The organism is Luteimonas flava, assembly GCF_036584485.1.
In the GTDB taxonomy this organism is placed as follows: Bacteria; Pseudomonadota; Gammaproteobacteria; order Xanthomonadales; family Xanthomonadaceae; genus Luteimonas; species Luteimonas flava.
The window spans coordinates 947,361-970,773 of record NZ_JAZHBM010000002.1 but is presented as its reverse complement, the minus strand read 5'-3'; the positions used below and the strand labels follow the sequence as shown (position 1 = coordinate 970,773).

The following is a 23,413-nucleotide window of genomic DNA, read 5'->3' as shown; positions in this document are numbered from 1 at the left end:
CGCTCCAGCGCGGCGGACGCCTTGCGAAGCGCCGTCATTCCTCGCCTCCGAAATCCGTCCGGAAGGCTTCGGCCGCGATGCCGTCCTCGCGCAGCGCGCGGATGATCGCGTCGGTGTTGCCATGCGTGGCGATCACGCGCGAGGCGCCGGTTTCGCGCACGGTGCGCATCAGGTCCGGCCAGTCGGCGTGATCGGACACCACGAAGCCGCGGTCGTAATTGCGGCGGCGGCGGTTGCCGCGGATCTGCATCCAGCCGGAGGCGAAACCCTGCTGCGCGCGGCGGAAGCGGCGGATCCACGAACTGCCCGCAGCGGATGGCGGCGCGAGGACGAGCTTGCCGGCGAAGTCGGCAGCCTTGTCGGTATCGGCCACCGGCAATGTGTCGATCAGCGACACGCCGGCGCGGCGATACACCTCGACGCCGGTCGCGACGGCGCCATGCAACAGCACAGGCTCGTCGGTATGCACCGCGAGTTCGGCCAGCACGCGCTGCGCCTTGCCCAGCGCGTAGCAGTAGAGAATCGCCGCCTCGCCGCGTTCGGCGCAGTGGTCGCGCCAGGCGACGATGTCGCGGGCGACTTCGGACGTGTCCGGCCAGCGATAGACCGGCAGCCCGAACGTCGCCTCGGTGATGAAGGTGTCGCAGCGCACGACCTCGAACGGGTCACAGGTCGGATCGTGCTGGCGCTTGTAGTCGCCCGAGGCGACCCAGACTTCGCCGTCGACCTCGACGCGCACCTGCGCCGATCCCAGCACGTGGCCCGCCGGATGCAGCGACACGGTGGCATTGCCCATCTGGAACGGCGCGCCGTATTCGTGTGCCGCATAGATCTGCTCGCCGAGCCGCCATTCGAGGATCGGCAGACCGATCCGGGTCGTGTGATACGCGCCCATGCCGGTCCGGGCGTGATCGCCGTGCCCGTGCGTGATCACCGCGCGCGGCACCGGGCGCCACGGGTCGATATGGAAATCGCCTGCCGGGCAGTACAGCCCTTCCGGGCGCAGCTGGATCAGATCGTTGGACGCGACGGCCATGGGCGCAGTCTGGGTAGCGGCTTGTGCACGAGGCGGCAAGCCTGCAACCGCGCCGTCGCGGGATATGAGACGCCGGCGCGCGTCTCCTGCTGCGGTTCAGCGGGGATCAGCGCGCGTCGTAGCCGGAGAGTTCGGCATCGGGCTCGTCGTCGTCGCGCGTGGGGCGCCAGGTCCACGCCAGGGTGTCGGACAGCATCTCGCCGGTCAGCGGCTTGCGCAGGAAGCCGTCGAAACCGGCGACATGCGCCGCGGCCTCGGCATCGGCATCGGCCCGCGCCGTGACCGCGATCATCGGCTGGACGAACCCGTGTGCGCGCATCATGCCGGCGAGGGTCAGACCGTCGATGCCGGGCAGGTCGAGATCGAGCAGCGCCAGATCGAAGCTGCGCGTGGCGATCTCCGACAGTGCGCCGAGGCCGTGCATCACGTGCACCACCTCGTGGCCCTGCGACTGCAGCAGTCCGGCGATCACTTCGGACACGGTCTGGTCGTCCTCGACCAGCAGGATCTCCAGGCCGACCGCGGAGGTGATGCGTTCGACGCCCGATTCGATCTGCGGATGCGGCGGATCGGTCACCACCGGCAGCGGCAGGATCACGCGGAAACGGGTGCCTTCCCCCGGCGTGCTCTCGACCTCGATGTGCCCGCCCATCGTCGCCGACAGCTCCTGGCTGATGGCCAGCCCGAGCCCGCTGCCGCCGTAGCGCGATGCAGTGCGCGCACCTTCGGCCTGTTCGAACCGTCGGAACAGGCGCTCGCGCTGCTCGTTGCTCAGGCCCGGCCCCGTGTCGGTGACGACGAAACACAGCGCCCCGGCGGAATCGACGTCCACATGCAGCCCGACCCGGCCGGTCTCGGTGAACTTGACCGCGTTGCCCAGCAGATTGAGCAGGATCTGGCGCACGCGCCCGGGATCGCCGAGCACCCACGCCGGCACGGACGGGTCGATGACCACGTCGAAGCCCAGCGACTTCTGTCGCGCGATCGGCGCGCACATCGCGACGACGTCCTGCGCCAGCCGCGCGACCTCGAACGGCTGGGGATCGAGCTCGAGCCTGCCGGCTTCGATGCGGGCGAGATCGAGTGCGTCGTTGACCAGACGCATCAGGTGATCACCCGCGCGCCGGATCGATTCGGCGTAGCCGCGCTGGCGTGGATCGAGAGAGGTGTGGAGCAGCAGCTCGCTCATGCCCAGCACGCCGGTCATCGGTGTGCGGACCTCGTGGCCCAGCGTGGCGAGAAAGCGCGTTTTCGCGAGGGAGGCCTGCTCGGCGAGGCTGCGCTTGTCCTCGGCGAGTTGCCAGGCATGGCGGCGCTTGAGGCGCGTCCGGTAGGCGCGGGCCACCCACCACAGCACGACACCTGCGAGCAGCAGCAATCCCAGCAGCGCCCAGATCGTGCGCCACCACGGCGGCGCCTGGCGAATGGTCAGCGGGGCCAGTGTGGTCCACTCGCCGTCTTCCGTCCGCGCTTCCACGTGGAGGGTGTACCGCCCGGGCTCGAGCCGCGGGAACACACGTTCCGCGGTGACGTCCGCATCCACCCATTCCGACTCGTAGCCGTCCAGACGGAATCGATAGTGATGGGCATGCGCATCCGTGAACGACAGCAGGCGCGCGACCACGCGCAGATCCCGGTCGCCGTGACGCAGCTCGATCGGGCCCGAGGGCGCAAGCTCGAGCTCATCGTCGTCGCGGCGCAGATCGATCGACTCGATCACCAGTGGCGGCGTCTCGTCGCGTCGATGCACGTCGGCTGGATGAAACAGCAACAGCCCCTCGCCGGTTCCCACCGCGAAGTGGCCATCGCGTGATACACCGATGTGCTGTTCGCTGAATTCCTGGCTGGGCAAGCCGTCGTGCACGCCGTAGACGCGGATGCGGGATGTCGTTGGATCCAGACGCACCAGTCCACGCACGGTGGTGATCCACACCGTACCGCTGGCGTCGACGGCGACACCGCCAGGCATCACCTGCGGCAGTCCGTTCGCACGACCGAAGGCGAGTTGCCGGGTCAGCAGCGCGCCATTCCAATGGTAGGCCTCAAGTGTCCCCGGACCCGCCAGCCAGACGGTGTTCGCTCCCTGCTGGGTGATCGCACTGATCGTGCGCTGGGGTGCGCCGGGCACGGGTTCGAAGGTGCGGGTGCCGGTCTTCCACGCGTAGATGCCGCGTGTGGTGGCGAGCCAGACGCTGCCGTCAGGCGCCTGCGCGATGGTCATCGGCCGCGCCAGCGACGGAATGCCGTGGCCATCGCCTGCCCGGATCGATTCGATCAGACGTCCATCCGGGGCGCGCGCCTGCACCTCGTGGTCGCTGGCGAACCAGACCGTGCCGTCACGCTGTTCGACGATGCTGTCGGTGTGCTGACCACTCGGCGCCGGCGCGTCCTCATCGTCCTGGTACCAGCGCCGCACATCGCCACTCGCCGGATCGAAGCGCACGAGTTGCCGGAAGCATCCGATCCAGACGATACCGGCGTTGGTCTCAAGGACACTGCGGTTTGGTTCGCTCCCACACACCTCGGAGAGGCGGTGTTCGACGGCGCCCGTGACCGGATCCAGGTGATCGAGAACCCCACCATTGCCGACAAGCCAGAAGCCTCCGTCGGCAGCCCGTGCGACCCCATGCACGAACGCATTCGCAGGTGTGGTCGGGTCCAGCACGCGGCGCTGCAACACGGTGAAATTGCGCCAGTTCGCCGGGAGGTACCAAAGCCCCGCATCCAGACTCGCGAACCAGAGCCCCCCTTCGCGATCCTGGAAGCCCGACGACCACGACGGTCGCACGGGTCCCCGACTGGCGAAGCTGTAGAGCGGCACGTCATCGAGCCGGCCCTCCACCTCACGCGCGAGGCCGCTGCGCGTGTCGAACCAGCGCACGCCCTGGCGATCCTGGACGAGCATGTGCAGCACGGGCGCACGCATCACCGGATCGACCTCCGGCATCATTTCGACCCGGCCGTCCGCGCGCCGCACGACACCACCGCCCTGCGCACCGATCCACAGATCGCCAGCCGTATCGATCACCAGACCATTGACCATGCGGGTGGCCTCTGCAGGCGACGGAACAGGTTCGAAATCGCGTCCGTTCCAGCGCGCGGCACCGTTCTTCGTGCCGATCCACAGCGCGCCTTCGGCGGCAGGCACGATGTAGCTGACGCCATCCGCCGGCAGGCTGCGCGGGTCGTCAGGATCCGATCGGAATCGCCGCAGTCCGCCATCGGGCGCGAGCCGGTAGAGACCCGACTCGGCGGTTCCGAACCAGATCGCCCCATCCGGCGTCGACATCACGGCCCAGACGTCGTCGACGCCGATCTCGGCGTGGGTGTCGTGGTTGTAACGTGTGAACGTGGTGCGCTTCGCGTCGAGCATCGACAGGCCACCCCGCCGCGTGCCGACCCAGACGCGGTCCTGCGCATCGACGTGCACCGCCCAGACGTAGTTGTCGCCGAGGCCGTCCTCGACGCGCCAGACCCGGAAGCCCACACCGTCGTAACGCGCCAGCCCGTCGCGCGTGGCGATCCACAGATAGCCCTGCCTGTCTTCGGCGATGGCGTTCACGCGATTCGACGGCAGCCCATCCAGCACGCCGATCTGCCGCGGCTGCGGGATGCTGGCGGTGACCGGGCCGTTCTGCGCCCACGCGGCGCCGGCCGACAGGCAGCACCACAGCCACACCAGCATCATCCCTGCAACACGCATCCCGCTCCCCGTACAGCACTGCCGCGCGTCGAGCGCGCGTCCCGACGGGCATCCTCGCAACGCTGCGTTGCCACCGCAAGTTGCGCTGCACCGGCGGCCCGCGCCTAGAATCGGCACGACCGCCCGCCCCGCTGCCCTCCGGACCTCCGATGCGACTGCCGCGCCAGTTCCTCCTGCCGTCCTGCCTGCTGCTGGGTATGAGCACGCCCGCATGGTCCGCGCCGGCGCAGTACACGCTGGATCCGGTGCATACCCGCGTGCAGTTCGCGATCGACCATGCCGGGTTTTCGAAGGCGATCGGGACGGTGTCGGGCAGCACCGGCACGATCGTGTTCGATCCCGACGACTGGAGCACCGCGCGCGTGGCGGTGTCGATTCCGATCGCGCGCGTCGATCTGGGCGATGCGAAATGGAACCAGGCGACACTCGCGCGCAACCTGCTCGACGGCGAACGTCACCCGGTCGCGACTTTCGTCTCCACCCGCATCGAGCCCATCGACGCGCGGCGCGCGATCGTGCACGGCGACCTGACCCTGCGCGGCGAGACCCGCGAGGTCGCGTTGCAGGTGGTGCTCAACGGGCTCAAGCGGTATCCGCTGCCGCCGTTCCGTCGCACCGTCGGCTTTTCCGCGACCGCCGCGCTGTCCCGCGCCGAGTTCGGCATCGACGCGTGGAAATCGGTGATCGGCGACGCCGTGGAACTGCGGCTGGAAGTCGAAGCCTCGCGCAGCCGCGGCGGTTCGGACGCAGGTGACGATGCCGATGCCCCGGACGACGTGCCTGATGCCGAAGTGCCGGCGGCCGACGCGCCTGTCGAAGAGGCGCCTGCACCCCCGCCGACGGAGCCGACCCCGTGACGCTGCGCAATCCACCCGATCGCTGGGGCGGCGTCAGCCAGCTGCTGCATTGGCTGGTCGTCGCGCTGATCCTGACGACCGGCATCCTCGGCCTGGTCATGGGCGACATGCGCAACAGCCCGACCAAGATCGAGATCTACGCGCTGCACAAATCGCTGGGGCTGACGATCCTCGCGCTTGCCACCCTGCGGCTGCTGTGGCGCCTGTATGCCGGCGCACCGCGCGCGGTGCCTGGCACGCCGCGCTGGCAGGACCGGGTCGCCTCGGTCACTCACTGGCTGCTCTACGGCCTGCTGTTCGCGATTCCGCTCAGCGGCTGGACCTTCAATTCCGCCGCCGGCTATCCGCTGCAGTGGTTCAAGCTGGTCAATCTGCCCGCGCTGGTGACGCGGGACGCGGACCTGCGTCAGCTCGCCGGCAACGTGCACGAACTGCTGTTCTGGACGCTGGTGGGCCTGGCCTTGTTGCACGCGGCCGCTGCCCTGTACCACCACATCTTCCAGCGCGACGACACGCTGGCGCGCATGCTGCCGCGCGGCTGGCTGCGCACCCGCACTCCGACTCCGCCCCTGCAGGACTGATGACATGCGCATGATCCGCTCCCTCGCGCTCGGCGCGCTGACCGCCGCGCTCGCCCTGCCCGCCCTCGCCGCCGATTACGTGCAGGCGCCGGGCTCTTCGCTCGCCTTCGCCGGCAAGTACCAGGGCGAGACGTTCTCCGGCACCTTCCCCGGCTTCCGCACGACGGTCAGCTTCGACCCGGCCAACCTGGCGGCCGGCAAGCTCGCGGTGACCATTCCGGTGGTCACCGCGACCACGCAGAACGCCGACTACGACACCGAGATGCGCGGCAACGCGTTTTTCGATGCGTCGAAGTTCGCCCAGGCCACCTACACCGCGACCGGCTTCCGCGATCTCGGCAACGGCCAGTACGCCGCCGACGGCACGCTGGAGCTGCGCGGCGTGCGCAAGCCGGTGACCCTGACCTTCACTTGGACGGACGGCGCGCGACCGCTGCTGTCGGGCCGCGCGACCGTGCGCCGTCTCGATTTCGGCGTCGGCGGCGGCGAGTGGGCGGACACCGGCACGATCCCGAACGAGATCGCGGTCAGCACGCGGGTCTATCTGCAGCCGGCGAAGTAACCGGCGCGGCGCGGTCAGCGGCGCAGCCAGCGCCGCGCCGCATCCGCATCGAAGGGCCAGTCGAGCTCACGACCGTCGTGCGGGTCGCGCAGCACCGGAACCCGCGTGCCATACCGGGCTTCGAGTGCCGCATCGTCGTCGATGAAGACGCTGTCGAACGCCGGCACGCCGGCGTTGGCGAGCACGTCCAGCGCCAGATCGCACAGGTGGCAGTCGTCGCGCTGGTACAGGATCAGGGTGGGAGCGGTCATGTCGCGTTGCGGCAGGCCTGGATGCAGGCGCGGGCCGTAGAATAGCCACATGGCAGTCAGCACGTTCGACCTCTACAAGATCGGCATCGGGCCGAGTTCCTCGCACACCGTGGGGCCGATGCGCGCGGGCGCGCGTTTCGTGCGCCGTTGGCTGGAGGTGCCCGGTCGCCTGCAGGACGTGACGCGCATCCGCGCCGAGGTGTTCGGCTCGCTGGCGTTGACCGGTCGCGGCCACGGCACCGACAAGGCCGTGATGATGGGGCTCGAAGGCCACATGCCGAACCAGATCGACCCCGACATCATTCCCGATGCCCTGACCCGCATCCGCGGCGACAAGCGAATCCGGCTCGGCGGCACGCACGAGATCGCATTCGACGAGAAGTCCGATCTCGTGATGAACAAGCGCCAGAAGCTGCCCTTCCACACCAACGGCATGCGCTTCACCGCCTACGACGCCGACGGCGCGGTCATCGCGACGCGCGACTACTACTCGGTCGGCGGCGGCTTCGTGGTCAATGAGGACGAAGCGGCCGAAGACCGCATCGTCGCCGACACCACCGACGTGCCCTATCCGTTCTCCAGCGGCGACGAGCTGATCGCGCAGGCGAACACCCACGGCCTGAGCATCGCGAAGCTGATGCTGGAGAACGAGAAGGTCTGGCGCAGCGAGGACGAGATCCGCGACGGCCTGCGCGAACTGTGGGCGGCGATGCAGTCTTGCGTTGCGCGCGGCATCCGCCAGACCGGCACCCTGCCCGGCGGCCTGCACGTCACCCGCCGCGCGCCCGCGCTGCACGCCGAACTGTCGTCCAAGCCCGAAGCCGGCATGCGCGACCCGCTGACGGTGCTCGACTGGGTGAATCTCTACGCGCTCGCAGTCAACGAAGAGAACGCCGCCGGTGGCCGTGTCGTCACCGCGCCGACCAATGGCGCTGCCGGCATCCTGCCCGCGGTGCTGCACTATTACGACCGTTTCTGCCCCAACTCCACCGAACAGGGCATCTTCGATTTCCTGCTGACCGCGTCCGCCGTCGGCATCCTCTACAAGGAGAACGCCAGCATCTCGGGCGCGGAAGTCGGCTGCCAGGGCGAGGTGGGCGTGGCCTGCTCGATGGCCGCCGCCGGCCTGACCGCCGCGCTCGGCGGCACGCCGAGCCAGATCGAGAATGCGGCCGAGATCGGCATGGAACACAACCTCGGCCTGACCTGCGATCCGATCGGCGGCCTGGTGCAGATCCCGTGCATCGAGCGCAACGCGATGGGCGCGGTCAAGGCGATCAACGCCTCGCGCATGGCGTTCCGCGGCGACGGCAAGCACAAGGTCAGCCTGGACAAGGTGATCCGCACGATGCGCGACACCGGCCGCGACATGCGCGACAAGTACAAGGAAACCTCGCGCGGCGGTCTGGCGGTCAACGTCATCGAGTGCTGAGGCTGAAATGCGCGCCTTGATTCTCCCTGGCATGGACGGCTCGGGCGCGCTGCTGACAGATTTCATCGCGGCGCTCGCGCCCGACATAGCAGCGGAAGTCGTCAGCTTTCCGTCCGATTCCCTGCTTGGCTACGACGCGTTGTTGCCGTTCGCACTCGACCGGCTTCCGAGAGAAACGCCTTTCCTCCTGATTGGTGAGTCGTTCTCTGGACCACTGGCAATGCGAATCGCCGCCCTGCGACCGCAAGGACTGATCGCGCTTGTCCTGTGCGCAACGTTCGCGACATCGCCCCGCCCGCGGCTTCGCCGTTTGAGGCCGATACTCCGACTGCCGTTGCCCATGCCGCCGCTCGAAATGCTGATGCCGCTGATGATGGGGCGCTGGACGACACCAACCTGGACCTTTCGCCAACAGAACGCGATGCGCGGGCTGACGGCTTCGGTCGTGCGCCACCGCCTTTCCGAAGTGTTGGGAGTCAATGAAACGGAATCGCTTTCAGATGTGACGGCTCCTCTCTTTTACCTGCAGGCCCGCCACGACCGTTTGGTTCCATCGCACAGCTGGGACGAAATTCGACGCATTCAGCCTGCCGCGAAGTACGTCGAACTCGAAGGACCGCATTTCATCCTGCAGCATCAGCCTCGCGCTGCGGCCGCCGCGATCCGGCAATTTGTCTCTAGCCTTCCAGGCGCCGACCACTGAGCTTGCACATCTGTCCTGTCGCAGCGGTGACTTGTTGTCCGAAGAAATCTCTGGATCAAGCTCTGATCGACAGCGTCAGGCTGAACTGCCACGGCGCTGCCGGCTGGGCGGTCGGCTCGGGGTCGCGCTGGGGATTGTCGCTGCCGAGCGCGAGGCCGCCGTTGAAGCTGATCGCCATCAGGCCGGTGAAGAACGAGAAGATCTCGGCGAAGTGGGCGAGGAAATCCGGTCCGCCGTTCTTCAGTTCGTCGGTCGCCAGAATGAAGGCCTGGTCGACGTTCTGGAGGTTTCCGTTGCGGTCGACGGCGATGAAGCCGCTGCCGTTCTCGTTCTCCAGTAGCACGTTGCCGTCGCGCACCGCGGCATCGAGCACGCGGCCGCCGCCGGCGAATTCCTGGAACGACAGATCGCCGTGGGTGTTGCTGTCCACGCCGCTGATCTGCACGCCGTAGTCGCCGTCGGTGATCGTCACGACGGACGCGACCGTCGCGCCGTCGCCGCCCTGCGCCCAAGGCGTGGTCTCGATCGTGACCTTGGTGCCGTCGTCGAGCTGGAACGTGGTCTGGCCCCAGAAATCGAAGGCGTGCTTGCCGTCGATCTCGACGTGGGGGTCGCCCCAGATCCGGTAGTTCTCGCCGGTGCCCTTGTTGAAGACGATGACTTCGTCGTTGTCGCCGGCGGTGATGCGGTAGTTCTCGTTCTCGAACTGCACGCGGCCGTCGGCGGTGCGCTGCGTACTGGCGGCGCTCTGCACAGCCGGCAGCTGGCCGCTGATGCTGAGCGAGACGGAGATGCTGAGGTTGTCGGTCACGGTGGGCCCCTGGCTGGATGGAATCTGAATGCCGCCATTCCAGCGCGCGCGCAGCGCTCATAACACCGGGGCGCACCCGATCTAGGGTTCGCCCCAGTCAGGGACTTCCGAAACTTGCGGCGCTTTCAGACCACCTGCGCGTGGGTGATGCTCAGCACATCGTCGAGCAACGCCGCCGCGGTGACTTCCGCGCCCGCGCCCGGGCCCTGGATCACCAGCGGCTGCGCGCTGTAGCGATCGCTGTGGATCGCGACGCGGTTGTCGGTGCCATTGCCCGCGCACAGCGGATGGCCGACCGGCAATGCGCGCAGACCCACGCGGGCACCGTCGGCGTCGAAACGGCCGACAAAGCACAGGCGCTCACCGTTCGCAGTCGCCTCCGCGCGGCGCGCTTCGAGCGTGTCGTCGAGTGCGGCCAGCGCCTGATCGACGTCCGCATCCGCGGCGCGTGCGAGCACATCCGGCACCAGAGATTCGATGACGACTTCGTGCGCGGGCAATCCGATGCCCGCGGCGCGCGCGAGGATCAGCAGCTTGCGGCGCACGTCCTCGCCAGACAGATCGACGCGTGGATCCGGCTCGGTATAACCCGCCGCACTCGCCTGGCGCACCAGCGCCGAGAACGGCTGGCTGCCATCGTGGTGCGCGAACAGCCAGGCCAGCGAGCCCGACAGCACGCCCTCGATCGCGTGGATGCGATCGCCGCCGTCGATCAGTGCGCGGAGGCTGCGCAACAGCGGCAGGCCGGCGCCGACCGTCGCACTGTCGCCGTAGCGGCCGCCGATCGCGCGCGCATCGCCGATCGACAACGCGCGACCGAGATCGCCGCCGGTGCCGAGCTTGTTCGCAGTCACCACGTGCACGCCGCGGGTCAGCCATTCGGGGTGCCAGTCGGCGACGGTTTCGCTCGCGGTCGCGTCGACGATGATGTCGCCCGGCTTCGGGCTTTCGCCTTCTGCCCACGGCGGGAATCCGGCGCGCCGACGCGCCGCGGCGCGGGCCTGCGCGAGCGCGGCATGCAGATCGTCGCCACCGCCGACCTGGGTCCGCGAATTGCACAGCCACGCGACCTCGGGCAGCGCCACGCCCTGCGCGGCGAGTCGCGCATAACGTTCGACGAACGCCGAGCCGACCGTGCCGGTGCCGAGCAAGGCCAGACGCGCGGGCCGCGGTTGTGCGCGGCGGCCCTGCCGCAACTGCACGACGGTACTCATGCTTCGACGCCTGCGCGGGACGGACGCGTGGCCGCGTCCAGCACGGTCGCGGCGCGAGCCAGGCCGGCCTCGATGTCGATCAGCAGATCGTCCAGCGCCTCGATGCCGACCGACAAGCGCAGCAGACCGTCGGAGATGCCGGCCGCTGCGCGCGCCGCCGGCGTCATCGCCGCATGCGTCATCGTCGCCGGATGCGCGATCAGGCTTTCCACGCCGCCCAGCGATTCGGCCAGGGTGAACTGCTGGAGGCCGGCGACGAATGCGCGCACCACGTCTTCCTGCGCCACACCGGGCGCGCCGGCGAGTTCGAAGGACAGCATCGCGCCGAAGCCCGACTGCTGACGCGCGGCGATCGCGTGACCCGGATGATCGGCCAGACCCGGATAGTGGACGCGCGCGACCGCCGGATGCGCGTCGAGCAGCGCGACCACGCCGGCGGTGTTCTCCTGGTGCACGCGCAGGCGCGCGTCCAGCGTGCGCAGACCGCGCAGGGTCAGGAAGCTGTCGAACGGCGAGCCGGTGATACCCAGCGCATTCGCCCACCACGCGAGCTGCGCATGCAGTTCGGCATCGCGCGCGATCACCGCGCCGCCGACGACATCGCTGTGGCCGTTGATGTACTTGGTCGTCGAATGCAGCACGACGTCGGCGCCGAATTCGATTGGGCGCTGCAGGGCCGGCGACAGGAAGGTGTTGTCGACCACAACCAGTGCGCCGGCCCGATGCGCGGCCTCGATGACGAAACGCAGGTCGGTGATGCGCAGTAGCGGGTTCGACGGCGTCTCTACCAGCACCAGCTTGGGCTGCGTGGCCAGCGCGTCGGCGAGGCTGCGCGGATCGGTGAGATCGGCGGTGACGAGTTCGAAGTGTCCCTTGCGCGCCAGCGCATCGAACAGACGCCAGCTGCCGCCGTAGGCATCGTGCGGCACGACCAGACGATCGCCGGGCTCGAGCAGCGCATTGAGCACGAGGGTGATCGCGGCCATGCCGGTCGGCGTGATCACACCGCCCGCACCGCCTTCGAGTTCGGCCAGCGCTTCGCCAAGCAGATCGCGCGTGGGATTGCCGCTGCGGGTGTAGTCGTACTGCCGCTTCTCACCGAAGCCGGCGAAGCTGAAGTTGCTTGACAGCACGATCGGTGGCGTCACCGCGCCATAGGCCGGATCGCGGTCGATGCCGGCGCGCACGGCGCGGGTCGCAGGCTGACAGGCGGCGTCGGTCGGGGCGTGGATGCTCATGCGGGGTCTCCGGAAGTGGGGGCACGCAGCGCGGTCGCGAGCAGTGCATCGATGCGGTCGGTTTCTTTGAGGAAGGCGTCGTGGCCGTAGGGCGAGCGCAACACGCGCAGCTGGCCGTTCGGTCCCAGGCCTTCGAGCAGCGTCACCGCATCGGCCAGCGGCACGAGGCGGTCGCCTTCGACGGCGACGACGGTCGTCGGCACGCGGATCTCGCGCGGATCGACGCGGTGCAGATCGATGGATTCCGACAACCGCAGCCACGCGGTGACCGGCGTGCGCGAGACGTAACGCGCACCGGCGGCGTCGAGATAGTCCTCGGCGGCGACGCGCACGCGGCCGTTGACGACTTCGGGCGCGGCGTCGAAGCGCTCGGCGAATTCTTCCGGTGTGCGGTAGCTGAGCATCGCGAACTGGCGCGCCAGCGACAGACCCTGCGCGTCGGCGCACTGCAGCTGGCCCAGCGCGACGGCCTGCCGCTGCAGCGCGCGCCAGGCGGCCGCATAGGGATGCGCGCGATGCGCACCGCTGACCGCGACCAGCCGCTGCACGCGGGTCGCGTGGCGCGCCGCGAACTGCAGGCCGACCAGTGCGCCGTAGGAATAGCCGACGAAGGCGTGCAGTCGCGCGATGCCCAGCGCATCGAGCAGCACGGCGACCGCATCGGCCTGGTCGGTCGTGTCGATCGGCGCATCGAGCGCGCCATCGGCGCCGACGAAATCGAAGGCCAACAAGCGCAGCTGCGCCGGATCGAGCGTACGGCCGGGTGAGACCAGTTCCTCCAGCCAGCCGGCTTCGGCATGCGCGGCATTCGACGCCAGATGGCGATGCGCGGAAATGCCGCCGGCGACGAACACCACCGGCGCCGAGGCCGGGCCCTGCAGCTGATACCGCAGCGTGACCCGACGCATGCCGGCATGCCGGGTGGCGAGCTGCACGTCGAGGCTGCCGCGGGTGACGTCGTGCGCGAGCAGCGCATCGGCAGCGAGCGCGTGCACGTACGCCGTGTCGGGCGTGGGTTCGGGACGGGTGGCGGTGTCGACGAGACTCATGGCACGGGATTCCGGATGGACTGGGCCATCGCGTCTCGCGGGAATCACCGGAAGTCGCCTGTCGGCGGAATACGACATCGGCGCGAACGCCGATACGGCATCACCATCTTCCGGTGGACACACAGGTCCCCGCAGGACTTGGCACCGCGATGGACGCCGCGCGACGCGCGGATCCCATCAGGTTGCCCCGGCATCAAAGGGCCTGCCCCTCCGCCGGTCTCGATGGATGCGTGCAGATTGCCAGCGCCCTTTGCATATGTCAATCGCTTCATCCGGATGCAGCGATGGATCATTCCGGATGCAACGGGTCACGCAGATCGCACGGCGCTCGTCATAATCCGGGGATGCGCATCGCCCTCCTGTTCGCGGCCGCCCTGCTGGCCGGCTGCACCGCCCATTCCCCGCGCCCCACCGCACCCGAGGCCGATGCCATGGCCGGCGTGGCGGCGGCCGATCGACCGGTGATCGTCGAAGCCTGGCGCTCGTCCGCGCACGCGGGCGACGAACTGGATTCGCTCGCCACCTGGCCCACGCCCGAGGGCGGTACCTGGCTGATCGCCACGGCCAAGCGCACCCACCAGTTGCGCGTATTCGATGCCGACACCGGCGCGATGCTGCGCACCGTCGGCGCCCGCGGGGCCATGCCCGGCCAGTTCGACCGGCCCAACGGCATCGCCGTGCACGGCGACCTGGTGTTCGTCGCCGAGCGCGACAATCATCGCGTGCAGGTGTTGTCGCTTCCCGGCTTCACCCCGCTGGCCGCGTTCGGCGCCGACGACCTCCGCAGCCCCTACGGCCTGTGGGTCCACGAAACCGCGCCGGACGCGCTCGAGGTCTACGTCACCGACAGCTTCATGGACGGCGCCGACCACAAGCAGGTGCCGGACTTCACCCGCCTCGACCAGCGCGTGCGCCGTTACCGCTTCGAAGCGCACGACGGCGGCTCGCCCAAGGTCACCGCGCTCGGCGCCTTTGGCGCCACCGATGCGCAGAGCGCGTTGCGCATCGTCGAGTCGATCGCCGGTGACGCCGCCCACGACCAGCTGCTGATCGCCGACGAGGATCTGCGCCACAACGCGACGGTCCACGTCTACACGCTCGAAGGCGCATACACCGGTCGTGCATTGCCGGCGGGCACGTTCGACGCCGAACCCGAAGGCATCGCGCTGTGGTCGTGCAGTGTCGACGGCGGTTACTGGATCGTCGCCGACCAGCTGCGGCCGCGCACCGTGTTCCGGGTGTTCGAACGTGCGCAGCTGGCGCCGGCCGGCAGCTTCACCGGTACACGCGTCGCCGCGACCGACGGCATCGCACTGCATCCCGCGCCTACCGCACGCTTCCCCGCCGGTGCGCTGTTCGCCGTCGACGACGATGCCTCGGTGGTCGCGTTCGATCTGCGCGAGGTCGCGACCGCGCTGCAGCTCGATCCCGACTGCAGCCGCTGAGCCTGCAGATGCCGATGCCTCGATGGTGGCCGGCGTTCGCGTTGCTGGCGATGTGCGCATCCGGCGCCGCGTCCGCGCAGACGCCGTCGAGCGGCAGTTGGCCCGGTGCAACGATGGCGCCCTCCGTGCCTGCACAGGCGGCCGTCGCATCGGCGCCGCGCACGTCGAGTGTCGAACTCGAACTGCGCCCGCGCTTCGGTGGCACCGAGGCCACTGCGATCAATCATCTCGCCGGCCCGGTGGAAGTGACGCTGCTGAGCGACGGTCCGCCGCCGCACGCCACACCGGCCCTGCCGGCACGCGTTACCGTGCCGGGCGGCGGCCGCCTCGTGATCGCGCAATTGACGGATGGCGCCGCCGGCACACGCTTGCGGCTCGTGGCCATCCCCGGCCTGCCGACCGCACGGGCGCGCAATGTCGAATACCTGTACCCGCTGCGCGACGCGCCCGTGCGGATCGCCCAGGGGTTCGGCGGCGGCTTCAGTCATGACGACAACGAAAACCGGCACGCGGTCGATTTCGCGGTCCCCGCCGGTACGCCGGTGCTGGCGGCGCGCGACGGCGTGGTGATGCAGGTCGAATCCGGCGCCAGCGCGCGCCTCGATCCAGACGCGATCGTGGATGCAGGCGACGACCGCGTACGCGGCAACTTCATCCGCGTGCTCCACGACGACGGCACCATGGCGCTCTACGCCCATCTGCAACAGGCCGGCGTGGTCGTCGCACCCGGCGCACGCGTGCTGCGCGGCACGATCATCGGGTTCTCCGGCAACACCGGCCTGAGCGCCGCCCCGCACCTGCACTTCGTCGTGCAGGCCAACCGCGGCATGCGGCTCGAATCGCTGCCGTTCCGCATGGCCGGACCGGACGGCCCGCTGCGCTTCGGACAGGTACGGGCCGACACGGACGCCCCGCCCTGAGGCGGCCGCACGGCGTCGTATAATCGGCGGCTTCCCGATTCCAGCCTGCGCGCACCCGCGCGGCCGCCCGCATGTCCGATATCGCCTCCGAAAGTTCCCGCCGCCGCACGTTCGCGATCATTTCGCATCCCGACGCCGGCAAGACCACGCTGACCGAAAAGCTGCTGCTGTTCGGCGGTGCGATCCAGATGGCCGGATCGGTCAAGGGCCGCAAGGCCGCGCGCCATGCGACGTCCGACTGGATGGCGCTGGAAAAGGAGCGCGGCATCTCGGTGACCAGCTCGGTGATGCAGTTCCCCTACGAGGGCCGCGTCGTCAATCTGCTCGACACCCCCGGCCACGCCGACTTCGGCGAGGACACCTATCGCGTGCTGACCGCGGTCGACTCGGCGCTGATGGTCATCGACGTCGCCAAGGGCGTCGAGGAACGCACGATCAAGCTGATGGAGGTCTGCCGGCTGCGCGATACGCCGATCATGACCTTCATCAACAAGCTCGACCGCGAGGGCAAGGACCCGATCGATCTGCTCGATGAAGTGGAAACCGTGCTCGGCATCCAGTGCGCGCCGGTGACCTGGCCGATCGGCATGGGCCAGCGCCTCAAGGGCGTGGTGCATCTGGTGACCGGTGAAGTACATCTCTACGAGCCGGGCCGCAACTTCACCCGACAGGATTCGACGATCTTCCCGTCGATCGACGCGCCAGGCCTGAGCGACAAGATCGGCGAGAAGATGCTGGCCGACCTGCGCGACGAACTGGAACTGGTGCAGGGCGCCAGCCATCCCTTCGATCTCGAGGCCTATCGCGCCGGCAGGCAGACGCCGGTGTTCTTCGGCTCGGGCGTCAACAACTTCGGCGTGCAGCCGCTGCTGGATTTCTTCGTCGAACACGCCCCGCCGCCGCAGGCACGCGAGACGACAACACGCGAAGTCGCGCCGCAAGAAGACAAGCTCACCGGCTTCGTGTTCAAGATCCAGGCGAACATGGACCCGATGCACCGCGACCGCGTGGCGTTCATGCGCGTGTGCTCGGGTCGCTTCGAAGCCGGCATGAAGGCCTTCCATCCGCGCACCGGCAAGCCGCTCAAGCTCGCCAACGCGCTGACCTTCATGGCCAGTGATCGCGAGATCGCCGCCGAGGCCTATCCGGGCGATGTGATCGGCATCCACAACCACGGCACGATCTCGATCGGCGACACCTTCACCGAGGGCGAGAACATCGCCTTCACCGGCATCCCGAACTTCGCGCCGGAACTGTTCCGCCGCGCGCGCCTGCGCGATCCGCTGAAGCTCAAGCAGCTGCAGAAGGGCCTGGCCCAGTTGTCGGAAGAAGGCGCGACCCAGTTCTTCAAGCCGCTGATGAGCAACGACCTGATCCTCGGCGCGGTCGGCGTGCTGCAGTTCGACGTGGTCGCCTACCGGTTGAAGGACGAATACGGCGTCGATGCGAGCTTCGAGCCGGTGCAGGTCAATACGGCGCGCTGGATCCGCTGCAAGGACGCGAAGACGCTCGAAGCGTTCCGCGACAAGCACGCGATGAACCTGGCCTACGACGCCGCCGATCAGCTGGTCTATCTGGCCCCGACCCGGGTGAACCTGCAGCTGGCCCAGGAACGCGCGGAGGGTGTCGAGTTCCTCGCCACACGCGAGCACGCGCATGCGGTCTCGGTGGACTGATCCGCGGCGCGGTCTCTGACAGGACACGGGCACCCGGTCATACTTCGCGGCAGTCCAATCCCCCAGCCGGACGTCGATGACCACCGCCCCGCCCCGTTCGCTCCGCGCGAAACGTGAAGAGTTTGCCAGCGCCCTGACCCATGGTCTCGGCGCGACCGCCGCGCTCGCCGGCGGTGCGGTCCTGATCACCCTGGCCGCGCTCTACGGCAACGGCTGGCAGCTCGGCGCATCGATCGTGTTCGGCGTCTCGCTGCTGCTGCTGTATCTGGCGTCCACGCTGTACCACGCGGTCGAACATCCGGTGGCCAAGGGCCGCCTGAAAGTATTCGACCACTGCGCGATCTATCTGCTGATCGCCGGCACCTATACGCCCTTCACGCTGATCGGACTGCGCGGCACGCTGGGCTGGTGGCTGTTCGGCATCATCTGGACGCTGGCGCTGGCGGGCGTGGTGTTCAAGCTGTTCTACACCGGCCGCTTCCGCGGGCTGTCGACGGCGATCTACGTCGCGATGGGCTGGCTGGTGGTGATCGCGATCGGCCCGGTCGCCGCCGCGCTCGACACCTGGACGCTGAGCTGGATCATCGCCGGCGGCGTGTTCTACACGCTCGGCACCTTCTTCTACATGCGCGATTCGATTCCCTACGCGCATGCGATCTGGCACCTGTTCTGCATCGGTGGCAGCGTCTGCCATTACGTGGCCGTGCTGGCCCAGGTCGTACCGGCGCGTTGATCACCGGCGCGCGCGTCGCGACAATCGAGCGGTCGTCGTCCACGCCGGAGTTCCGCATGCGATCCGTCCCGATGCTGCCCGTCCTCGCCGTCGTCACGCTGGCGGCCTGTTCCGCCGAAACGCCGGCGCCGCCCACGCCCGCGGCTGCACCGGCGCCACCGCCGGCCACCCCCGCACCCGCGCCGGAGACCGTCACCGCGGCCTACGACTGCCCGACGGCCGCGATCGTCGAAATCATCCGCGAAGGACGCTTCGCCCGCCTGCGGATGACCGACGGGCGCATCGTGAATCTGGGCGTGATCCGCGGCAGCCAGCCGCCGGTGTGGTCGGAAGTCGGCCTGCAATTCGTGACCACAGACGACGGCGCCGAACTCTCGCAGGACAACGGCAGGACTGTGCGCTGCACGGAGACCGCGCTGCCGGACTCCGTGCCCGCTGACGCATCGTGATGCCGAACCGCAACGGAACATTCACCCGCAGTTGACCGCAGCGCGTCGATGGTGGGGCTGAACAAGGCCCCCCATGACGACCACGCCCCCACCTCCCGCATCACCCCGTCCGCGCTTCCGTCGATTCGCATCGTCGCGACCGCTGCATGTCGTTGCGCTCGTGCTTCTGGTGGCGATTGCGCTGCTGGTTCTCCTGTGGGACTGGAACTGGTTCAAGGGACCGGTGGAACGCATCGTCGAAGCCCGCACCGGCCGCGCACTGGTGATCGGCGGCGATCTCGACGTCGATCTGGGCCGCACGACCACCGTCCGCGCCGACGCCTTGCGGTTCGCGAATGCGGACTGGTCCGAGTCACAGACGATGGCGTCGGTCGAGCGGCTGGAGATCAAGGTCGAGGTCTTCCCGCTTCTGTTCAAACGCGAAGTGCGCCTGCCCGAAATCCGCCTGGTCAAACCGATTCTGCGCCTGGAAACCAATCCCGACGGTGGCACCGCCAACTGGGACATTGCATTCGGAGACGGTGGCGACGGTCCGCCGCCGCAGATCCGTCGCCTCTGGGTCGAAGACGGCCGCCTACGCTATCTCGATGTGCCGGGCCAGACCGATATCGACGTGCGTCTGGCCAGCCGTGAATCGCGCGGCGGTGAAGATGCCGCGCCGGCGATCGGAATCGAAGGCGGCGGCAGCTGGACGAACAACGGGTTCACGCTGGAGGGCGTGGCCGAATCGCCACTCGCCTTGCAGGACACCGACAAGCCATACCGCATCGATCTGCGTGCCCGCGCCGGCGCCACGCGCGCCCATGTGCGCGGTTCGCTGGTCGCGCCGTTCCAGTTGCGCGATTTCGATCTGCAGTTTGCACTGTCGGGCCGCAACCTCGCCGATCTGTTTCCGCTCGTCGGCGTCGCCCTGCCCGACACGCCGCCCTACGCGCTCGACGGTCGCCTGACCCGCGACGCGGCCACGTGGCACTACGACGGCTTCACCGGCAAGGTCGGCCAGAGCGATCTCGGCGGTTCCGCCGCGATCACGCTCGGCGGCGAACGGCCGTTCCTGAAGGCCGATCTGGTCTCCAAGCGCCTCGACTTCGACGATCTCGCCGGCTTCATCGGCGGTGCGCCCGACGCCGAAGGCGACGCGCTCGATCCCGAGCTCGTCGAACGCGAACGCGCGCTCGCGTCCAAGGGCCGCGTGCTGCCCGATACGCCCTACGACCTCGCGAAACTGCGGGCGATGGACGCCGACGTGCGCCTGCGCGCACAACGCATCAACGCGCCCAAGCTGCCGATCGACGACATGGACGCGCACCTCAAACTCGACGCCGGCCTGTTGCGGCTCGAACCGCTGAACTTCGGCGTGGCCGGCGGCAACATCCGGTCCAACATCCGGCTCGATGCGCGTCAGGACGTCATCCAGACCCGGCTGCAGGCCTCGGTGCGACGCATCAGTCTCGGCGGCCTGTTCCCGCCCGATACGCTTGCCGGCGAAGCCGTCGGCCGGATCGGCGGAGACTTCAATCTCGCCGGCACCGGCAATTCGGTCGCGGCGATGCTCGGCAGCGCGAACGGCGACGTCGCGATCGGCATGGGCGCCGGCCGGGTCAGCAACCTGCTCGTAGAGCTGGCCGGCATCGACGTCTACGAGACGCTGAAATATCTGATCGGCAACGACAAGCAGATTCCCGTCCGTTGCGCCTTCGCCGACTTCGGTGTGCAGCGAGGCGTCATGGAAAGCCGCGCGTTCGCGTTCGACACCACCGACACCATCATCCTCGGCGAGGGCACGATCAATCTGCGCGAGGAACAACTCGATCTGCTGCTGCGGCCGCGCCCCAAGGACCGCAGCATTCTTGCGCTGCGTACGCCGTTGACGATCAGCGGCACGTTCGCATCACCGAGCTTCCGGCCCGATCTCGCGCGTCTGGGCCTTCGCGGCGCGATCGCCCTCGCGCTCGGTTCGATCGCGCCGCCGGCCGCATTGCTCGCGACGCTGGAACTGGGCGGCGGCGAAGACAGCGGTTGCGGCGGGCCTTACGCCAAATAAGCGCTCAGACGTCGGGCAGCCGATCCAATGAGCCCGGTCCGGGCGCCTGATGCCAGGCACTCACCAAGTAGAGCGGGCGCTGCTTGGATTCCTCGTACAGGCGGCCCAGGTACTCGCCGATCACGCCCAGCGCGACCAGCTGCACCGCGCCGAGGAACAGGATCACCGCCATCATCGTCGGCCACCCCGCGACGCGGTCGCCGTACATCAGCGCCTTGCCGATCACGTACAGCGCGAACACGAACGCGCCGCAGGCGGTGAACACGCCGACGTAGGTCGCCAGGCGCAAGGGCGCGGTCGAAAAGCTCGTCACGCCATCGAGCGCGAAATTCCACAGACGCCAGAATCCGAACTTGGTGCGTCCGGCAATCCGCTGCTCGCGCGCGTACGGCACGGCAATGCGGTTGAATCCGATCCAGCCGAACAGCCCCTTCATGAAGCGATGCCGTTCGCGCAACTGGCGCAACGCATCCAGCGCGCGTGGCGACAACAGCCTGTAATCGCCAGTGTCGGCCGGCACCGGCGTCTTCGCGAGGCGCTGGATGACGCGATAGAACACGTGCGCGGTGGATCGCTTGAGCCAGCTCTCGCCCTCGCGGCTCAGCCGTGTGCCGTGGACGTCGTCGTAGCCGTCGCGCCAGTGCGCGACGAACTGCGGGATCAGTTCCGGCGGATCCTGGCCATCGGCATCGAGGATCATCGCCGCGCCTTCGGTCACCATGTCGAGGCCCGCGGTCAGCGCGACTTCCTTGCCGAAATTGCGCGACAGCCGCAGCAGCGCCACGCGTGCGTCGCCGGCCGCGATGCCCTGCAGAACCTGCCAGGTCGCGTCGCCACTGCCGTCGTCGACGTACAGCACACGCGTTTCGATGCCGTCCGCGGCGAGCGTCTCCATCACCGCGGCAATGCGCGGATGCAGCATCGGCAACGCATGCGCCTCGTCGAACGCGGCGATGACGATGGTCAGTCGATCGTGGGCACTCACTTGAGCGCCTCCAGATACGACTCGCCGCCGATCTGGCGCGCGTTGCGCTGGATCCACTGCGCGCGTCGTTGCACATACGGCCCGGGGCGCGAAGCGCTGTAGCGCTGCGGACTCGGCAGCACCGCCGCCAGCCGCGCGCTTTCGCCGGCGCTCAGGCGCGCGGCGTCCTTGCCGAAGTGCCGCTTCGCAGCAGCCTGCGCGCCGTAGATGCCATCGCCGAATTCGGCGACGTTGAGGTAGACCTCGAGGATCCGCGTCTTCGGCCACAGCGTTTCGATCAGCAGCGTGTAATACGCCTCCAGACCCTTGCGCACCCAGCTGCGTCCGCCCCACAGGAACAGGTTCTTCGCCGTCTGCTGGCTGATCGTGCTCGCACCCCGCATGCGCCCGCCGCTGGCGTTGTGCGCGCGCGCCTTCTCGATCGCGTCCAGATCGAAACCGCGATGCCTGGCGAAGTTCTGATCCTCGGCGGCGATCACCGACACCGGCAGCGAAGACGCGATGCGGTCCAGATCGCGCCACTGGTAATAGAGCTTGAATTCGCGTTCGCTGCCCGTCCAGGCTTCGACCTGCCGGATCGCCATGAAGGTCGAGAACGGCGGATCGATGAAGCGCAGCGTCAGGACCTGCAACACCGGCAGCACGGCGAGCAGAACGCACAGCCACAGCAGCCGGCGCAGCCAGCGACGGGCGGACGAGGGGCGTGCTTGCGGGACGGCAGTGCCGTCCCCATGTCGGAGAGCCGGTTGTTCCATGGCGGCCACTCTATCGGTCACCCTCGACGCCGCCAATCGAAATCCCTTTGCGAGCCGACATGACCGACATCGCCCAGCCCGACAGCGACCGCCTGTCACGCTTCATTCTGCAGACCGCCGGCGTGCGCGGCGTGCGTGTGCACCTGCGCGAGGCCTGGCAGGCGGTGCGCGCGAATGGCCCCTACCCACCGGCGATCGAAGAGATGCTGGGTGAAGCCTGCGTGGCGTCGGCGCTGTTCACCGGCCACGCCAAGGTCGACGGCCGCCTGTCGGTGCAACTGCGCGCGCCGGGCCCGATGCGCACGCTGTTCGCCGAATGCACCGCGGCAGGCACGATCCGCGGCATCGCCCGCTTCGACGGCGACGGCGCGGACGTCTCGCGCGACCTGCGCGCGCTCGGCGACGATGCGCTGCTGGCGATCACGATCGAGAACCCCTCGCCGCATCGCGAGCCCAACCGCTATCAGGGTCTGGTCGCGCTGACGGCCGAGTCGCTGTCGGGCGCGTTCGAGGACTATTTCCGCCAGTCCGAACAGTTGCCCACGCGCGTCCTGCTGGCGGTCGACGGCGGCGAGGCCGCGGGCCTGATGTTGCAGAAGCTGCCCGGCGACGACGGCGACGACGACGGCTGGAACCGCGCCAGCGCCCTGTTTGACACGCTGTCGACGACGGAACTGCTTCGATGGCCTACCGAGACCCTGCTGGCGCGCCTGTTTCCGGAAGATGCGCCGCAGTTGCTCGGGGAACGACCACTGGAATTCGGCTGCTCCTGCTCCCGGGGACGCGTCGAGGAGATGCTGGCCTCGCTCGGGGCCGACGAGGCCCGCGCCGCGGTCGTCGAAGGGGAAGCCAAGGTGATCTGCGAGTTCTGCGGGCAGTCCTACGGTTTCAGTGCCGGAGAGATCGACCAGCTGCTCGAAACGCCCGGTGTCGATGTGGAAGTGTCGGAGCGGTTGCAATAACAGCGTC

At 68.7% G+C, this 23,413-nt stretch carries 21 protein-coding genes and 1 riboswitch; of the genes, 12 read left to right on the top strand and 9 right to left on the bottom strand.

Going from position 1 to position 23,413, the window contains the following annotated elements; translation table 11 throughout:
* Positions 1 to 34: 34 nt before the first annotated feature.
* Complete coding sequence (locus V3391_RS11360; RefSeq protein ID WP_332078523.1) at positions 35 to 1,036, bottom strand: ligase-associated DNA damage response exonuclease; 1,002 nt, start codon at positions 1,034 to 1,036, stop codon at positions 35 to 37.
* A 106-nt stretch (positions 1,037 to 1,142) separates the two neighbouring features.
* The gene (locus tag V3391_RS11355) at positions 1,143 to 4,739 is read right to left on the bottom strand and encodes a two-component regulator propeller domain-containing protein (protein WP_332078522.1); all 3,597 of its coding nucleotides are present in this window, start codon (positions 4,737 to 4,739) and stop codon (positions 1,143 to 1,145) included.
* Between the two features lie 149 nt (positions 4,740 to 4,888).
* Here V3391_RS11355 and V3391_RS11350 point away from each other — a divergent pair, with 149 nt between their 5' ends.
* The 3 genes from V3391_RS11350 to V3391_RS11340 are packed head-to-tail and all read left to right on the top strand — an operon-like array spanning position 4,889 to position 6,739.
* Positions 4,889 to 5,596 (top strand): YceI family protein, encoded by a 708-nt coding sequence (locus V3391_RS11350; protein ID WP_332078521.1) that lies wholly within the window; start codon positions 4,889 to 4,891, stop codon positions 5,594 to 5,596.
* The gene (locus V3391_RS11345; protein WP_332078520.1) at positions 5,593 to 6,177 is read left to right on the top strand and encodes a cytochrome b; all 585 of its coding nucleotides are present in this window, start codon (positions 5,593 to 5,595) and stop codon (positions 6,175 to 6,177) included. Before V3391_RS11350 ends, V3391_RS11345 begins: the two co-directional genes overlap by 4 nt.
* Before the next feature lie 4 nt (positions 6,178 to 6,181).
* Complete coding sequence (locus V3391_RS11340; RefSeq protein WP_332078519.1) at positions 6,182 to 6,739, top strand: YceI family protein; 558 nt, start codon at positions 6,182 to 6,184, stop codon at positions 6,737 to 6,739.
* Positions 6,740 to 6,753: 14 nt separating this feature from the next.
* Here the strand turns inward: V3391_RS11340 and V3391_RS11335 are convergent, their stop codons facing one another.
* Entirely contained in the window at positions 6,754 to 6,990 is a 237-nt protein-coding gene (locus V3391_RS11335) for a glutaredoxin family protein (RefSeq protein WP_332078518.1), read from the bottom strand.
* Between the two features lie 49 nt (positions 6,991 to 7,039).
* On the opposite strand from V3391_RS11335, the gene V3391_RS11330 reads away from it, so the two are divergent.
* Together V3391_RS11330 and V3391_RS11325 are read left to right on the top strand one after the other, a co-directional pair.
* The gene (locus tag V3391_RS11330; RefSeq protein WP_332078517.1) at positions 7,040 to 8,422 is read left to right on the top strand and encodes an L-serine ammonia-lyase; all 1,383 of its coding nucleotides are present in this window, start codon (positions 7,040 to 7,042) and stop codon (positions 8,420 to 8,422) included.
* 7 nt (positions 8,423 to 8,429) lie between these two features.
* The gene (locus V3391_RS11325) at positions 8,430 to 9,125 is read left to right on the top strand and encodes an alpha/beta fold hydrolase (protein ID WP_332078515.1); all 696 of its coding nucleotides are present in this window, start codon (positions 8,430 to 8,432) and stop codon (positions 9,123 to 9,125) included.
* Between the two features lie 55 nt (positions 9,126 to 9,180).
* On the opposite strand, the gene V3391_RS11320 is transcribed toward V3391_RS11325, so the two are convergent.
* The 4 genes from V3391_RS11320 to metX all read right to left on the bottom strand — a co-directional run bounded on the left by V3391_RS11320 (position 9,181) and on the right by metX (position 13,437).
* Positions 9,181 to 9,936 (bottom strand): DUF1521 domain-containing protein, encoded by a 756-nt coding sequence (locus V3391_RS11320; protein ID WP_332078513.1) that lies wholly within the window; start codon positions 9,934 to 9,936, stop codon positions 9,181 to 9,183.
* 125 nt (positions 9,937 to 10,061) lie between these two features.
* Positions 10,062 to 11,150, bottom strand: coding sequence for a homoserine dehydrogenase (locus V3391_RS11315; protein WP_332078512.1), 1,089 nt, complete (start codon positions 11,148 to 11,150; stop codon positions 10,062 to 10,064).
* Complete coding sequence (locus V3391_RS11310) at positions 11,147 to 12,388, bottom strand: O-succinylhomoserine (thiol)-lyase (RefSeq protein WP_332078511.1); 1,242 nt, start codon at positions 12,386 to 12,388, stop codon at positions 11,147 to 11,149. Before V3391_RS11310 ends, V3391_RS11315 begins: the two co-directional genes overlap by 4 nt.
* Positions 12,385 to 13,437, bottom strand: a complete 1,053-nt coding sequence (gene metX, locus V3391_RS11305; RefSeq protein WP_332078510.1) for a homoserine O-succinyltransferase MetX — start codon at positions 13,435 to 13,437, stop codon at positions 12,385 to 12,387. The genes V3391_RS11310 and metX overlap by 4 nt, the downstream gene beginning before the upstream one ends.
* A 100-nt stretch (positions 13,438 to 13,537) precedes the next feature.
* Positions 13,538 to 13,666, bottom strand: a riboswitch (SAM riboswitch).
* A 115-nt stretch (positions 13,667 to 13,781) separates the two neighbouring features.
* On the opposite strand from metX, the gene V3391_RS11300 reads away from it, so the two are divergent.
* The 6 genes from V3391_RS11300 to V3391_RS11275 all read left to right on the top strand — a co-directional run bounded on the left by V3391_RS11300 (position 13,782) and on the right by V3391_RS11275 (position 20,704).
* Complete coding sequence (locus V3391_RS11300; protein ID WP_332078508.1) at positions 13,782 to 14,882, top strand: NHL repeat-containing protein; 1,101 nt, start codon at positions 13,782 to 13,784, stop codon at positions 14,880 to 14,882.
* Between the two features lie 14 nt (positions 14,883 to 14,896).
* On the top strand, positions 14,897 to 15,802 hold the full coding sequence (locus V3391_RS11295) for a M23 family metallopeptidase (RefSeq protein WP_332078507.1): 906 nt from the start codon (positions 14,897 to 14,899) through the stop codon (positions 15,800 to 15,802).
* A 71-nt stretch (positions 15,803 to 15,873) separates the two neighbouring features.
* Positions 15,874 to 17,478, top strand: coding sequence for a peptide chain release factor 3 (locus tag V3391_RS11290; RefSeq protein ID WP_332078506.1), 1,605 nt, complete (start codon positions 15,874 to 15,876; stop codon positions 17,476 to 17,478).
* 76 nt (positions 17,479 to 17,554) lie between these two features.
* Entirely contained in the window at positions 17,555 to 18,211 is a 657-nt protein-coding gene (gene trhA / locus V3391_RS11285) for a PAQR family membrane homeostasis protein TrhA (protein WP_332078505.1), read from the top strand.
* A 56-nt stretch (positions 18,212 to 18,267) separates the two neighbouring features.
* Positions 18,268 to 18,660, top strand: coding sequence for a hypothetical protein (locus tag V3391_RS11280; RefSeq protein WP_332078504.1), 393 nt, complete (start codon positions 18,268 to 18,270; stop codon positions 18,658 to 18,660).
* 73 nt (positions 18,661 to 18,733) lie between these two features.
* Positions 18,734 to 20,704 carry an AsmA family protein gene (locus tag V3391_RS11275; protein WP_425497240.1) on the top strand — a complete coding sequence of 657 codons (1,971 nt, stop codon included), beginning with the start codon at positions 18,734 to 18,736 and terminating at the stop codon, positions 20,702 to 20,704.
* A gap of 4 nt (positions 20,705 to 20,708) precedes the next feature.
* On the opposite strand, the gene V3391_RS11270 is transcribed toward V3391_RS11275, so the two are convergent.
* Together V3391_RS11270 and mtgA are read right to left on the bottom strand one after the other, a co-directional pair.
* Positions 20,709 to 21,689 (bottom strand): glycosyltransferase family 2 protein, encoded by a 981-nt coding sequence (locus tag V3391_RS11270; RefSeq protein ID WP_332078503.1) that lies wholly within the window; start codon positions 21,687 to 21,689, stop codon positions 20,709 to 20,711.
* Positions 21,686 to 22,444 (bottom strand): monofunctional biosynthetic peptidoglycan transglycosylase, encoded by a 759-nt coding sequence (mtgA, locus tag V3391_RS11265; protein WP_332078502.1) that lies wholly within the window; start codon positions 22,442 to 22,444, stop codon positions 21,686 to 21,688. The genes V3391_RS11270 and mtgA overlap by 4 nt, the downstream gene beginning before the upstream one ends.
* A gap of 59 nt (positions 22,445 to 22,503) precedes the next feature.
* Between mtgA and hslO the strand changes: the two genes are divergently transcribed.
* Positions 22,504 to 23,406 (top strand): Hsp33 family molecular chaperone HslO, encoded by a 903-nt coding sequence (gene hslO, locus V3391_RS11260; protein ID WP_332078501.1) that lies wholly within the window; start codon positions 22,504 to 22,506, stop codon positions 23,404 to 23,406.
* Positions 23,407 to 23,413 lie beyond the last annotated feature (7 nt).